This window comes from Rhizobium sp. P32RR-XVIII (assembly GCF_012641395.1).
Lineage (GTDB): Bacteria > Pseudomonadota > Alphaproteobacteria > Rhizobiales > Rhizobiaceae > Rhizobium.
The window spans coordinates 252,757-266,871 of the sequence record NZ_JABAIH010000004.1; the positions used below are offsets into that span (position 1 = coordinate 252,757).

At 60.2% G+C, this 14,115-nt stretch carries 13 protein-coding genes; 11 read left to right on the forward strand and 2 right to left on the reverse strand.

What is annotated here, in order from left to right; all coding sequences use genetic code 11:
• The first annotated feature begins 466 nt into the window (after window positions 1-466).
• From dnaG to HGP14_RS14445, 3 genes are all read left to right on the forward strand, one after another.
• A complete protein-coding gene (gene dnaG / locus HGP14_RS14435; RefSeq protein ID WP_168830553.1) occupies window positions 467-2,452 on the forward strand; it encodes a DNA primase in 1,986 nt (661 codons plus the stop codon).
• On the forward strand, window positions 2,452-4,308 hold the full coding sequence (gene recQ, locus HGP14_RS14440) for a DNA helicase RecQ (RefSeq protein WP_168830554.1): 1,857 nt from the start codon (window positions 2,452-2,454) through the stop codon (window positions 4,306-4,308). Before dnaG ends, recQ begins: the two co-directional genes overlap by 1 nt.
• Window positions 4,309-4,641: 333 nt before the next feature.
• Window positions 4,642-5,124 (forward strand): NUDIX domain-containing protein, encoded by a 483-nt coding sequence (locus tag HGP14_RS14445; RefSeq protein WP_168830555.1) that lies wholly within the window; start codon window positions 4,642-4,644, stop codon window positions 5,122-5,124.
• 105 nt (window positions 5,125-5,229) lie between these two features.
• Here HGP14_RS14445 and HGP14_RS14450 read toward each other — a convergent pair whose 3' ends face one another.
• Both HGP14_RS14450 and HGP14_RS14455 read right to left on the reverse strand, forming a co-directional pair.
• The gene (locus tag HGP14_RS14450) at window positions 5,230-5,652 is read right to left on the reverse strand and encodes a type II toxin-antitoxin system VapC family toxin (protein WP_168830556.1); all 423 of its coding nucleotides are present in this window, start codon (window positions 5,650-5,652) and stop codon (window positions 5,230-5,232) included.
• Window positions 5,652-5,897 carry a type II toxin-antitoxin system VapB family antitoxin gene (locus HGP14_RS14455; protein WP_168830557.1) on the reverse strand — a complete coding sequence of 82 codons (246 nt, stop codon included), beginning with the start codon at window positions 5,895-5,897 and terminating at the stop codon, window positions 5,652-5,654. The genes HGP14_RS14450 and HGP14_RS14455 overlap by 1 nt, the downstream gene beginning before the upstream one ends.
• 177 nt (window positions 5,898-6,074) lie before the next feature.
• Between HGP14_RS14455 and HGP14_RS14460 the strand changes: the two genes are divergently transcribed.
• From HGP14_RS14460 to HGP14_RS14495, 8 genes are all read left to right on the forward strand, one after another.
• The gene (locus tag HGP14_RS14460; RefSeq protein ID WP_168830558.1) at window positions 6,075-7,262 is read left to right on the forward strand and encodes a glycine C-acetyltransferase; all 1,188 of its coding nucleotides are present in this window, start codon (window positions 6,075-6,077) and stop codon (window positions 7,260-7,262) included.
• Window positions 7,263-7,283: 21 nt separating this feature from the next.
• Window positions 7,284-8,321 carry an L-threonine 3-dehydrogenase gene (gene tdh, locus HGP14_RS14465; RefSeq protein WP_168830559.1) on the forward strand — a complete coding sequence of 346 codons (1,038 nt, stop codon included), beginning with the start codon at window positions 7,284-7,286 and terminating at the stop codon, window positions 8,319-8,321.
• Between the two features lie 10 nt (window positions 8,322-8,331).
• Window positions 8,332-8,679 (forward strand): GFA family protein, encoded by a 348-nt coding sequence (locus tag HGP14_RS14470; protein ID WP_168830560.1) that lies wholly within the window; start codon window positions 8,332-8,334, stop codon window positions 8,677-8,679.
• A gap of 459 nt (window positions 8,680-9,138) precedes the next feature.
• Window positions 9,139-11,193: an RNA polymerase sigma factor RpoD gene (gene rpoD / locus HGP14_RS14475; RefSeq protein ID WP_168830561.1), complete on the forward strand. Its 2,055-nt coding sequence runs from the start codon at window positions 9,139-9,141 to the stop codon at window positions 11,191-11,193.
• 217 nt (window positions 11,194-11,410) lie between these two features.
• Complete coding sequence (locus tag HGP14_RS14480; protein ID WP_168830562.1) at window positions 11,411-11,704, forward strand: GYD domain-containing protein; 294 nt, start codon at window positions 11,411-11,413, stop codon at window positions 11,702-11,704.
• A 153-nt stretch (window positions 11,705-11,857) separates the two neighbouring features.
• Window positions 11,858-12,958 carry a DUF930 domain-containing protein gene (locus HGP14_RS14485; protein ID WP_168830841.1) on the forward strand — a complete coding sequence of 367 codons (1,101 nt, stop codon included), beginning with the start codon at window positions 11,858-11,860 and terminating at the stop codon, window positions 12,956-12,958.
• An 89-nt stretch (window positions 12,959-13,047) separates the two neighbouring features.
• On the forward strand, window positions 13,048-13,209 hold the full coding sequence (locus tag HGP14_RS14490) for a hypothetical protein (protein ID WP_168830563.1): 162 nt from the start codon (window positions 13,048-13,050) through the stop codon (window positions 13,207-13,209).
• Window positions 13,210-13,317: 108 nt separating this feature from the next.
• On the forward strand, window positions 13,318-14,115 hold the full coding sequence (locus HGP14_RS14495; protein WP_246704460.1) for an APH(3') family aminoglycoside O-phosphotransferase: 798 nt from the start codon (window positions 13,318-13,320) through the stop codon (window positions 14,113-14,115).

The window sequence follows — 14,115 nt, forward strand, 5'->3', positions numbered from 1 at the left end:
GCCCAGCCAGCGGCTTATTTGCAAAGGCACCCTTGCGAGGCGGCGCCGGGGGTAGGGATGGTGCCTCGCTCGGGGATCGCTTTGTTGAGATGAACCGTATTGCGCCGCAGCAGTGGATTCAACTTACAAAAATATAATGTTTCGGTCGCACGGCCGTCACAGGTGGTGGAAGCGACGCCGACAGTCCGTCGCAGCTATTTGTCCCCGCCCGCGACCTGTTTTTGTAAGCATTTGTATTCTTGTTGTTATTTCTCTTTAAAATACTCGCTTCGATAACATGGAAGTACGAAACAATTCGCGGCTTCGTGCACAAATGTCGCAGTGCGCGCATGCGGATGCTCACGCTTTCTTGAGTTGTATTTTTTAAAACAATCGTCAGCCACCTGTGAATAGCGCGCGTTCCCGGCAAAGTTCATGGCACGCTGCGGCAAACCTGCGTATATGATTGGGTTTGCAAGAGGTTCATATGCGCTTTTCCAATTCCTTTCTCGATGAGATACGCGACCGCGTCCAGATTTCGGATGTCATCAGTCGACGCGTGAGCTGGGACAAGCGCAAGACGAATGTATCGCGCGGTGATTATTGGGCCTGCTGCCCTTTCCACGGCGAAAAGTCTCCGAGCTTCCACTGCGAAAACCGCAAGGGCCGCTATCACTGCTTCGGCTGTGGCGTCACAGGCGATCATTTTCGCTTCCTGACAGACCTCGAGGGCCTCAGCTTCCCCGAAGCGGTGCAGCAGATCGCCGACATGGCGGGCGTTGCGATGCCGATCGCCGATCCTGTCATGGAGAGGCGCGAGAAGGAGCGCGGCTCTCTTCTGGACGTGATGGAACTGGCGACGACGTTCTTTCAGGACCAGCTGCAGACAGCAACCGGCGCGCGGGCGCGCGCCTATCTTCGCGACCGTGGGCTGATGGGCCGCACGATCGAGACCTTCCGTCTCGGCTTTGCTCCCGACAGCCGCAATGCGCTCAAGGAGTTCCTGGCCGGCAAGGGCGTCGCCAAGGAGCAGATCGAGGCCTGCGGCCTTGTCGTTCATGGGCCGGACGTGCCGGTCAGTTACGATCGTTTCCGCGACCGCATCATGTTCCCGATTCTCTCTTCAAGAGAGAAGGTGATCGCCTTCGGCGGACGCGCCATGTCGCCGGATGCACCGGCGAAATACCTCAATTCCAATGAGACCGAGCTCTTTCACAAAGGCAACGTGCTCTATAATTTTGCGCGTGCCCGGCGGTCCATCCAAGGTGCGGACGGTGCGCAGACGATCATCGCCGTCGAAGGCTATATGGATGTCATTGCGCTGCATCAGGCAGGCGTCGAGAATGCTGTGGCGCCGCTTGGTACGGCACTCACTGAAAACCAGCTCGAGCTGCTTTGGAAAATGACGCCGCAGCCGGTGCTCTGCTTCGATGGCGACGGCGCCGGTGTCCGCGCCGCAAACCGCGCCGCGGACTTGGCGCTGCCGCACCTCAAACCCGGCCGGACCGTGCGCTTTGCCTTGCTGCCCGACGGCAAGGATCCGGACGACCTGGTGCGGCACGAGGGTCGCGCGCCTTTCGACAAGGTGATGAGCCAGGCAAAGCCGCTTGCCGAAATGCTCTGGAGCCGCGAGCTCAACACAGGCAAGTTCGATACGCCAGAGGCGCGCGCCGAACTGGAGGCGCGCTTGAAGCAGATGGTCGCCGTCATTGCCGACGAAAATGTTCGCCGCCATTATCAGCAGGATATCCGCGACAGGCTGAACGCATTCTTTCAGCCGCAGTTCCAGAACCGTGGAGGCGAGCGGCGCAGCTTCGAGCGTGGCAGTGGACCGGGCAGGCGCGGGGGACAGCAGGAGGCGCGTGGCGCGCGCATCGCTGGCGGCGGCGTTTCTGAGCGTCTCGCGCGCTCGGGCCTCGTGCGCGGACATCAGGACATTCCGGCGTTGCGGGAAAGCGTGCTTGCGCTCACCATCGTCAATCATCCTGCGCTGATGCAGGACGAATACGACGAGATCGCTTCGATCGACTACGATAATCGCGAGCTTCAGCGCCTCTGGTCCGGTGTGCTCGGGGCTGCGGCGGCTGTCGCCGGTCCGCATCTGACGCGCGAATATCTGATCGAGCGGCTGGAGGAGCAGGGCTTCGGGACGCTGCTCAAGAGCCTGGAACAGCAGATCCGCAATGCGCGTCTCTGGATCGCGACCGAGGAGGCGGCAATGGAAGATGCCCGCGAGGGCTATCGTCAGGCGCTTGCCTTCCACAAGCGCGCCAAGGCGCTGCGCTGGCAGAAGATCGAACTCGAACGCGAGATCGCCGAGGCAACGGAAGCCGGGGACGGCGACGTCATCGACCAGTTGATGCGCGCGCTGCAGGAAGTTCATTTTGAAGGCCTGCGGCTGGAAAACCAGGAGGCGATCATCGACGGCTTCGGCGTGCTTTCCGGGCGCGTGAAGGGCGCGGCAAGCCATTGATGGACGGAGGAGATACGGCATTTTCGGCGGGCGATGCGCTGTTCGCCGCGGAGCGTTCGCCCCTCGGCATCCTGAACCGTGTCTATGGCTATCCGGCCTTTCGCGGCAAGCAGCAACAAGTGGTCGAACATGTCGTCTCCGGCGGCGATGCCGTCGTGCTCTTTCCGACGGGCGCCGGCAAGTCACTCTGCTTTCAGATCCCTGCGCTCTGCCGCGAGGGTGTCGGCATCGTCGTTTCGCCGCTGATTGCGCTGATGCGCGATCAGGTGGAAGCGATGAAGCAGCTCGGTATTCGCGCCGCTGCGCTGAATTCGTCACTGTCGCGGGAGGAGTTTATCGAGGTTCGCCGCGCGCTTTCCGCCGGCAAGCTCGACCTGCTCTACGTGACGCCGGAGCGCATCCTGATGGAGGGGTTCCGCGATACGATCGGCAACTCGAAGATCGCCCTCTTCGCCATCGATGAGGCGCACTGCGTCTCCCAATGGGGACATGATTTCCGACCGGAATATCGCGAGCTCGGCAAGCTTGCGGAACACTTTCCCGATGTGCCGCGCGTTGCGCTGACGGCGACTGCCGATCCGCACACCCGCGACGATATCGTGGAACGGCTTGGTCTGAACAATGCCAGGATTTTCACGACCAGCTTTGATCGGCCGAACATCAGCTACGAAATCGTCGAGCGCGATCAGCCGCGCCAGCAGTTGCTCCGGTTTCTGTCGGGTCACAAGGGCAATAGCGGCATCGTCTACTGCCTGTCGCGTGCCAAGGTCGAGGACACGGCCGAGTGGCTGAACGGACAGGGCATCCGGGCGCTGCCTTATCATGCCGGCATGGATCGTGCGCTTCGCGATGCCAATCAGGATGCCTTCCTGAAAGAAGACGAACTGTGCCTGGTTGCGACCGTTGCCTTCGGGATGGGGATCGACAAGCCGAACGTGCGCTATGTGGCGCATCTCGACCTGCCGGGATCCGTCGAGGCTTACTATCAGGAGACTGGTCGCGCCGGGCGTGACGGGCTGCCGTCCGAGGTCTGGATGGCCTATGGCATGGCTGACGTCATCCAGCGACGGCGAATGATCGACGAAGGCAGTGCCGCTGATGAGATCAAGCGGGTTGAGCGATCCAAGCTTAATGCGTTGCTCGCCATCTGCGAAACGGCTTCGTGCCGCCGCCAGGCGATCCTTGCGCATTTCGGCGAGGCGCATGCCGGTAATTGCGGCAGCTGCGATACCTGCTTGAAGCCGGTCGAGACCTGGGATGGGACGGATGCGGCGATCAAGGCGCTGGCCGCCATCTATCGCACGGGCGAGCGCTTCGGCACGGGCCATGTGGTCGACGTGCTGCTCGGCAACGTCAATGAAAAGACCGAGCGCTTCGGCCACACGACCATGCCGGTCTTTGGAGCGGGCAGCGATATTCCTTCGCGGACATGGCAGTCGGTCTTCCGCCAGCTGCTGGCCATGGGGCTCATCCGCGTCGATCATGATGCGTTTGGCGCGCTGAAACTGGAAGAGGAAGCGCGTGCGGTCTTCAAGCGCGATCGCCAGGTCTTCTTCCGCAAGGATCGTCCGGCCTCTGAGCGCCGGACCAAGAAGGCGGCACAAGCCGAGCGCCGATCCGTGTTGTCGGGTGCGGACGGGGTGCTTTTTGAGGCTTTGCGCGCGGAACGGACAGCGATTGCGCGATCGCTCGGCGTGCCTCCCTATGTCGTCTTTCCCGATACGACGCTCATTGCCTTCGCGACAGAGCGGCCGCGGACACACAAGGAGCTGCTCGGCATTTCGGGTGTCGGCCAGTCGAAGCTCGAGCGCTACGGCGATGCGTTTATCGAGGTCATCCTGAGCCACGACGACTAGGGTCTTCGTCATCCCGGTCTCCCGAGGGCCGTAAGAGCCCTGCAATAACGGTGTCCACCCTCAAGAACCGGCTGTCAGACTTGCCGCCTCCGGTCGCCGCTCCTATCTCAGTTGCGGTACTTGTGCGGAGCATCGAGATGGGCGAGCTGACGGCTGACTTTTCGTCAAACCCGAGGATGGAAATACTGCCACCCGAGCGGGAAGAGAGTTCCTCGCGGGACACGATGGTCTGTCTATGTTGTCAGCGACAGCGTTCGAGACTTTCGATGGACGAGGACGGTTGCGGCATCTGCAACGAGTGCCTTGAACCCGGACCAACCCTGGGAGCAGCCGATGCCGGTTCGAAGCGCCGGGCTTCTCATTTACCGCCGATCGAGTAGCCAACTGGAAATTCTTCTGGTGCATCCCGGCGGCCCCTTCTGGGCAAAGAAGGATGAAGGCGCCTGGTCCATTCCGAAAGGCCTCGTGGAGCCGGGCGAGGACGAGTTGGCTGCCGCCACCCGCGAGGCTCAGGAGGAACTGGGCGTCGCCATCGAGGGGACGTTCGTCCATCTCGGCGAATACCGTCAGCCGGGCGGCAAGATCGTGGTTGTGTGGGCAGTCGAGGCGGATCCGGTATTGGACGTGGACGCGATAAAGAGCTCGGTGTTTCAGATGGAATGGCCTCCGAGATCAGGGAGGATCCAGTCCTTCCCAGAGGTGGACAGGGCTGGCTGGTTCGCCCTTGCCGATGCCGAGATCAAGCTGCTCAAGGGCCAACGGGCGATGCTTGGCGCGCTTCTCGACCAACTTCAGTCGACAGACCATCCGATGTGAAGGCTTGTAAAGGACGAGCTGAACGACTGTCGAAGATCGCGCGGAGATATATCGCCTTTCGAGATTAGGCTCGCGTACGATCTTTGAAATTGCGCGGCCGCGGGGTTAAGCCAGATCCGTGTGGCGAAAATCGTTTCCTTTGTAAAGCAGGCTGGTCTTGAGCGCCTTCGCGCAGGCATAGGCGAAGCAATCCCCGAAATTGAGATCAGCGGGATGGCCGACAATCTTGCCATATGATGCGCTCGCTTCAAGCGCCGCCTTGCCGATTTCGGCGGAGATCGCCATTTCCTCTATTCCCAAGTCCGCAACAAACGCATCCACCGCATCGGCTGCCCGTCTTACGAAAGCAGGTGAAGGTTTCCTCTGTGGTGGGGATTTCTGCCGTGCCAGGGCCAATGCAGCCTCGAATTTCGCGAGCGGCGAGACGTGCAACGTTTCGCCCGCAACAGCAGAAAGACGCTTTTCAAGCTCCTCGTAGCCCGGCTCGCGGGCAAGGATTGCAACGATTGCGGAGGCGTCCACAAACATCAATTGCCGTCCCACATGGTGTCGGTGAAGCTCTTCATGTCGAACGCTGGATCGCTTGGTCCCATTGCGTCGGCCATTGCCTTCGCTCGTTCAAGTCTGTCTTGTAATGGGAGAGCTTGGCGAGCCCGAGCAAGTTCGTTCTGCAGCGCAAGACGCACAGCATCTGTCTTGGTTGCGGCTTTCGTCAGCCTCTGAATCTCATTTGCGAGGTTGTCCACCTCCGAGTCCCGGATATAGAGCGCCATTGCATATCTCCTTTGTATATGGGCATATCATAAATGAATATGCAGGCACCAGAACTTTCCTATCGTGCGGAACGTCGGCGACATCCGGGAATATCATATCCCTATCTTTTTCCCGTAGTCCCCGCCTGTTATGTACTAATTACCGATCACAGCAATCTCTCGAAAACGGTGTTTCCAATGACATCAGCGTTTCTTTCGCATCTGACATCCGAACTCGCCTCGCTGAAGGACGCCGGACTTTATAAGTCCGAGCGCGTCATCACCTCGAAACAGGCCGGCGAGATCGCAGTCGCCTCCGGTGAGCGGGTGCTGAATTTCTGCGCCAACAACTATCTCGGCCTTGCCGACAACGAAGAGTTGGCCGAAGCGGGCAAGAAGGCGCTCGACCGCTATGGCTACGGCATGGCCTCCGTCCGCTTCATCTGCGGCACACAGGAAGAGCACAAGGAACTGGAGGCGCGCATCTCATCGTTCCTGGGCATGGAAGACACGATCCTCTATTCTTCCTGTTTCGATGCCAATGGCGGCCTCTTCGAGACCCTGCTCGGCGAGGAGGATGCGATCATCTCAGACGCATTGAACCATGCCTCGATCATCGATGGTGTGCGGCTCTCAAAGGCCAAGCGTTTCCGCTACGCCAACAACGACATGAAGGCGCTGGAAGAGGAGCTGAAGAAGGCCGAAGGCAGCCGCTTCAAGATGATCGCCACCGACGGCGTCTTCTCGATGGACGGCATCATCGCCAATCTGCAAGGCGTGTGCGATCTCGCCGAAAAGTACGGTGCGATGGTCATGGTGGACGACAGCCATGCCGTCGGCTTCGTCGGCAAGAATGGCCGTGGCTCGGCGGAACATTGCGGTGTTGAAGGCCGAATCGACATCATCACGGGCACGCTCGGCAAGGCGCTGGGTGGCGCTTCCGGCGGGTATACCTCGGCCAAGGCGGAAGTCGTCGACTGGCTCCGCCAGCGTTCGAGGCCTTATCTCTTCTCCAACACGCTGGCTCCGGTCATCGCCGCTGCGTCGCTGAAGGTTTTCGATCTCATCGAAAACGGCAGCGCGTTGCGCGAGAAGCTTTCCGCGAACGCGGCGCTGTTCCGCTCCGAGATGACGAAGCTGGGCTTCACGCTGGCGGGCGAGGGGCATCCGATCATCCCCGTCATGCTTGGCGATGCCAAGCTGGCGCAGGACATGGCGGCGCTGATGTTGAAGAAGGGCGTTTATGTCATCGGCTTCTCCTTCCCGGTCGTGCCGAAGGGCCAGGCCCGCATCCGCACCCAGATGTCGGCTGCGCATTCCAAGGCGGATGTCGAGCGCGCGATCACGGCCTTTGCCGAGGCCGGTCGCGAACTTGGAATCATTTAAGGGGTTTGGGAGAGTAATTTTATGTCGAACATGATGAAGGCGCTGGTCAAGTCGAAGGCGGAAGTCGGGCTCTGGATGGAGAACGTTCCGGTTCCCGAGGTCGGCCCGAACGACGTGCTGATCCGCGTAAAGAAGTCCGCCATCTGCGGCACGGATGTTCATATCTGGAATTGGGACCAGTGGGCGCAGAAGACCATTCCGGTGCCGATGGTTGTCGGCCATGAATTCTGCGGCGAAATCGCCGAGATCGGTTCAGCCGTCACCAAGTATCACGTCGGCGAGCGGGTCTCCGGCGAAGGCCATATCGTCTGCGGCAAGTGCCGTAACTGCAGGGCGGGAAGGGGCCATCTCTGCCGCAACACGCTGGGGGTCGGCGTCAACCGCCCCGGTTCCTTCGGTGAATTCCTCTGCATCCCCGAGAGCAATGTCGTGCCGATCCCGGATGATATTCCCGACGAGATCGCTGCGATCTTCGATCCCTTCGGCAATGCGGTGCATACCGCGCTTTCCTTCGATCTCGTCGGCGAAGACGTGCTGGTCACCGGCGCAGGCCCGATCGGTATCATGGGGGCGCTCGTTGCCAAGCGCTCCGGCGCTCGCAAGGTGGTCATCACCGACATCAATCCGCATCGGCTGGACCTCGCGCGCAAACTCGGCATCGACTATGTTGTCGACGCTTCGAAGGAGAATCTGGCCGATGTCATGAAGGCGATCGGCATGACGGAGGGCTTCGACGTCGGCCTGGAGATGTCGGGTGCGGCGCCCGCCTTCCGCGATATGATCGACAAGATGAACAATGGTGGCAAGATCGCCATTCTCGGCATTGCGCCGGCCGGTTTCGAGATCGACTGGAACAAGGTCATCTTCAAGATGCTGAATCTGAAGGGCATCTATGGCCGCGAGATGTTCGAGACCTGGTACAAGATGATCGCCTTCGTGCAGGGCGGGTTGGATCTTTCGCCGGTCATCACGCACCGCATCAAGATCGATGAGTTCCGGGATGGTTTCGAGGCGATGCGCTCGGGCAATTCCGGCAAGGTCGTGATGGATTGGATGTAAGGAGGATAGGATGATCTACGAGGGAAGCTGCCATTGCGGCAATGTCGCTTTCGAGGCGGAGGGCGATTTCAAGGAAGCTCTCGACTGCAATTGCTCCCTTTGCCGGCGTCGAGGCGGTCTCCTGGGCTTCGTGCCGCGCGCGAAGCTGACATTGAAAACGCCTGAGGAGAACCTCTCGACCTATACCTTCAACAAGCATGCCATCAAGCATCACTTCTGCGCCAATTGCGGCATCGCACCGTTCGGCGAGGCCGATGCGCCCGACGGCACGGCAATGGCGTCGATCAACCTCCGCTGCATTCCGGCCATCGATCTCGCGGCATTGAAGGTGACGCATTACGACGGACTGTCGCACTAGCGGCTGTATTGCCACCTGTAGATGAGCTGGCGGTCGCCACTATAAAGCCGCAGACAACACCGATATGAGGGGTGAGGGCGTTGCGCCCTTGTCTTTTCCTGGTGACATCCTATCTAAGCGAAGCGATCGCTTGAGCGGTTCCAAGCCTGTGGATAAGGCTTTTTCCATGTTTTTGGCGGCTTTTTTTGTGGAAAAGCTTGACGAGAACAAAAATTGTGGGAATCACCGTTCGACTTGAAAGCGGTGGACTGGGTCAGGGCGGATCGCACATAACCATGGCCGGTGATTTCGATGCATGGAAGCTCTGTCATTCTGGGCCGGCAATTGTGGTTAATCGGGCTTTAAAGGTCATCCCGTTAGGTGGGTAAAAGGTGATTCGAGGCTTGCGTTTGCGCGCTCAGGCTTCGAGGGCCATTCACCGCAGCGAGTTTGAATAGCGTCAGGAAGGCGACGATATAAATGGCAACCAAGGTCAAAGAGAACGAAGAAGCGGAAGTCGAACGCGACGGCGCATCCGACGGCCCTCTTCTCGATCTTTCCGATGACGCGGTCAAGAAAATGATCAAGGCCGCGAAGAAGCGCGGCTATGTGACAATGGACGAGCTGAACGCCGTCCTGCCGTCCGAGGAAGTGACGTCCGAGCAGATCGAAGACACGATGGCGATGCTGTCCGACATGGGCATCAACGTCATCGAAGACGAGGAAGCCGAAGAGGCGGGCCAGGGCAGCACTGACGACGACGACGCCGGCGGCGATGAGGAGAGCGAGGGCGGCGAACTCGCACCTTCCAGCGGCACCGCACTTGCGACTGCCAAGAAGAAGGAGCCGACCGATCGTACCGACGACCCGGTGCGCATGTATCTGCGCGAGATGGGTTCCGTCGAGCTTCTGTCGCGCGAAGGCGAAATCGCCATCGCCAAACGCATCGAGGCCGGCCGCGAAACGATGATCGCAGGCCTCTGCGAAAGCCCGCTCACCTTCCAGGCGCTCATCATCTGGCGCGACGAACTGAACGAGGGCACGACCCTGCTTCGCGAGATCATCGATCTCGAAACGACCTATTCCGGTCCGGAAGCCAAGGCTGCGCCGCAGTTCCAGAGCCCGGAGAAGATCGAGGCCGACCGCAAGGCCGCCGAGGAGAAGGAAAGGACCCGCCGCCCGCGTTCCGGCGACGACGACATTACCGATGTCGGCGGCGAAGGCTTGCCTGTGGAAGAAGAGGAAGAGGACGAGGACGAATCCAACCTGTCGCTGGCCGCCATGGAAGCGGAACTGCGTCCGCAGGTCATGGAAACGCTCGACCTTATCGCCGAGACCTACAAGAAGCTGCGCAAGCTGCAGGACCAGCAGGTCGAGCAGCGCCTTGCCGCTACCGGCACGCTGTCTTCCGCGCAGGAGCGCCGCTACAAGGAACTGAAGGACGAGCTGATCAAGGCGGTCAAGTCGCTGTCGCTCAACCAGAACCGCATCGAAGCGCTCGTCGAGCAGCTTTACGACATCAACAAGCGCCTCGTTCAGAACGAAGGCCGCCTGCTGCGTCTGGCTGAATCCTACGGCGTCAAGCGCGACTCGTTCCTGGAACAGTATCAGGGTGCCGAGCTTGATCCGAACTGGATGAAGTCGATCGGCAATCTGGCGGCGCGCGGCTGGAAGGAATTCGCCAAGGGCGAAAACACCACGATCCGCGACATCCGCCAGGAGATCCAGAATCTCGCGACGGAAACCGGTATTTCGATTTCGGAATTCCGCCGCATCGTGCACATGGTGCAGAAGGGCGAGCGCGAAGCGCGCATCGCCAAGAAGGAAATGGTCGAAGCGAACCTTCGCCTCGTCATCTCCATCGCCAAGAAGTACACCAACCGCGGCCTGCAGTTCCTCGACCTCATTCAGGAGGGCAACATCGGCCTGATGAAGGCGGTCGACAAGTTCGAGTACCGCCGCGGCTACAAGTTCTCGACCTATGCGACGTGGTGGATCCGTCAGGCGATCACCCGCTCGATCGCCGACCAGGCCCGCACGATCCGCATTCCGGTGCACATGATCGAGACGATCAACAAGATCGTTCGCACGTCGCGCCAGATGCTGCACGAGATCGGCCGCGAGCCGACGCCGGAAGAACTGGCGGAAAAGCTCGCCATGCCGCTCGAAAAGGTCCGCAAGGTCCTGAAGATCGCCAAGGAGCCGATCTCGCTCGAAACCCCTGTTGGGGACGAAGAAGATTCGCATCTCGGCGATTTCATCGAGGACAAGAATGCGCTGTTGCCGATCGACGCCGCCATCCAGGCGAACCTGCGCGAGACGACGACGCGTGTTCTGGCATCGCTGACGCCGCGCGAGGAGCGTGTGCTGCGCATGCGCTTCGGCATCGGCATGAACACCGACCACACGCTCGAAGAAGTCGGCCAGCAGTTCTCGGTTACCCGTGAGCGTATCCGCCAGATCGAAGCGAAGGCGCTGCGCAAGCTCAAGCACCCGAGCCGCTCCAGAAAGCTTCGCAGCTTCCTGGACAGCTAAGAACGTGCCGGCTGCACGACAGCCGTCGTGCGACTGATTTGATGATTGAAGAGCCGGGTTCGTCCCGGCTCTTTTGCGTTTGGGCCTCCACACATTCCTTCGCTTTCCGCAGGCCGGAATGGTATAGTCTGCGCACGGGGGAAGGGACCGGCCGCAGCGCGTGAGCAAGGTCGCCACATACCTGCGTGGACCAAAACCCTCCGTGGGGAGGTGTGCAATGACCACTTATGTCATGCTTATCAACTGGACAGATCAAGGCATTCGCACTGCACGCGACTCGGCAAAAAGGCTGGACGCGGCCAAGAAGGCGCTCGGCGATATGGGCGGCTCCTTCAAGAACTTCTTTCTGACGATGGGCGACTACGACATGGTTGCCGTATGCGAGGCGCCGGACGATGCCGTGATGGCACGGTTTACCCTGCAACTTGCAACGGGCGGCAATGTTCGTACGCGGACGCTGAAGGCATTCCCCGAGGCTGCCTATCGTGAAATCATAGGCTCTCTCAGCTAGTTGCAATTGCAGGCTCGTGAACAATAGACGATATGGACCATTCGCCGCGCGGCTCTCGACCGGCCGCGCGGAAAGCACTTTTTTGTTTTATGGCTTGATGATGCCTTCTTAAAAGGCCACATCGGTAGCTTGTCGTGAGCATCATCCGTGGGCATGCAGAAGATCGTCAAAAAACGCTGGGGGCAGATCAGTTGGGGCGTGGCAGCCTCGATTGCATTGCACGTCGCCGTTGTCGCCTTCTTCCTCGTCAAATTACCAGAGCCGCCGCCGGAGCCGCCCAAAGAAGAGACCGTAAACGTCGATCTGGTGCCGCCGCCCGAGGAGAAAAAGCCGGAAGAGAAGAAGCCAGAAGAAAAGAAGCCGGAGATGCCAAAGATAGAGGAGAAGGCGGAAAAGCCGCCGGCACCCCCGCCAGCGCCACCGCCGCCTCCGCCACCAGAGGCCAAGCCGGAAGAAAAGCCGCCTGAAGCGCCGAAATCAGAAGCGAAGAATGATCCCTCCGGCAAGGAGGGGAAGGGTCAACCCATGCCTGTTCTCAGGCCAGTCTTCGAATTCGGCGATAAGGATACCGGCCCCCGGAAATCCGAAACCGGCAACGCGGCCGCGGAGGCTGGCAAGCCGCCGGTAACGCCGCCCGACGAGCAGAAACCCGAGGAGCCCAAGCCAGTCGAGACGGCTGCGGCAAAGCCGCCCGTTACCGACAAGCCGCCGGCAAATCCCGTGCCGGAGGACGTTGACTTGCCGCAGGTGGATGTCGCCAATATCGACACGCCGAAGGACGGTCCTGCGGCTGGCGCGCAAGATGAGGCGAAGGTCGCTCTCGAACAGGCGAAGCCCTCCGAAAAACCGAAGACCGAGCAGACGGAGATGGCGAAGGCTGAAAAGCCGAGTGAGCTGAAAGAAGCCAAAACGCTGTTCTCGCAGAACGAAACGGATGATCCGATCGCCCGGACCGCAATTGGTAGCCTGCCGCGGGGCATGCGGGCCGCCCAACTTTGCAGCACGGAGCTTCGCGAGCAACTGGTTCACGGCTCGCCTGCCTACAGTCCGGTGATGGTCCCCAATTATGCTCTGCCGCGCGGCACGGTGCTTGATATCCGCCGCGGTGCTTTTCGCACGCGCGACGGCTGGTATGACGTTCAATACCGCTGCGAGGTGGACCAGGGCGTAACCAAGGTTGTCTCGTTCGCCGTTGATGTCGGCGATCCGATCCCGCCCAACCAATGGCGGGCCCGCGGCTTTCCGGAATACTGACGGGCGGCGTGTCGCGTCAGCCTTGCGCAAGTGAGCCCCTGTAGTCCGCTTTCATCGTAGAATATTCCGGTGACTGAAAGGACCAGGAGATGTCGAACGACATTGACCGCTTCTTCGAAATGCAAGATGAGGCCGTAAGCCTGGCATTTCTCGAAAACAAGGGTGATGAACTGACCGATGTTCTTGTCGCCGCACTTGAAGATGCCTTGAAAATCCTCTCCGACGAAATCCGCCCTGAAAGGCTCCACTGACATCACCAGACAGGCGTTCAATTTCGAGAGCGCCCGTTTGCTGCGAATTGTCCGCAGGGATGAATTGCGGTAGCCCGTGATGCTCCGCAACGAGCTTTGGGACTTTCCATGAACGATTGGCTTCCTGAGCGCGAAGGGATGCCGCCGGCAATTGCCGCACATCTTTCCGGCTATCGGCCGCTGCGCGATGCGATGGGGCGTTCCGCCGCAAATGTCTTCAGACTGGAGGCGGACGGCCGTACGCCGCTTTACCTGAAGGTCGAAAAAGCAGGTCCTTTTCCCGAGCTCAGCGACGAAGCGGCCCGGCTTGGCTGGCTGAAGTCCATGGGCCTTGCCTGTCCCGATGTCGTCGCCCAGACAGCCGATGGAGCGAGGAACTGGTTGCTGATGACGGCGCTGCCGGGCTGCGACCTCGCGAGCAATTCTGCGTTTTCCCCCTTGAAGCGCGTCGAGATCACGGCGGCTGCGCTCGTCGAGCTGCATCGCCTTGATGTCGGTCTCTGCTCTTTCGATCATCGGCTGGAAAGGCGCATCGCGGCCGCGAAGGCGCGCATGGAGGCCGGCGTCGTCGATGAGACGGACTTCGATGCGGTGCGGATGGGCAGGAGCGCCGCAGCGCTCTTTACCGATCTCGAGAATATGAGGCCTGGCAGCGAGGATCTTGTGGTGACGCATGGCGATGCCTGTCTGCCGAACTTCATAGCGCTGAATGGCGGCTTTTCCGGCTATATCGACAGCAGCCGTCTCGGCGTTGCTGACCGCTATCAGGACATCGCGCTTGCCTGCCGCAGCATCCAGTTCAATCTCGGCGCCGCTTTGGTTCGGCCCTTCCTCGATGCCTATGGAATGGCGGATATCGATCCGGCGCGGCTTGATTATTACCAGCTCCTTGACGAGTTCTTCTGA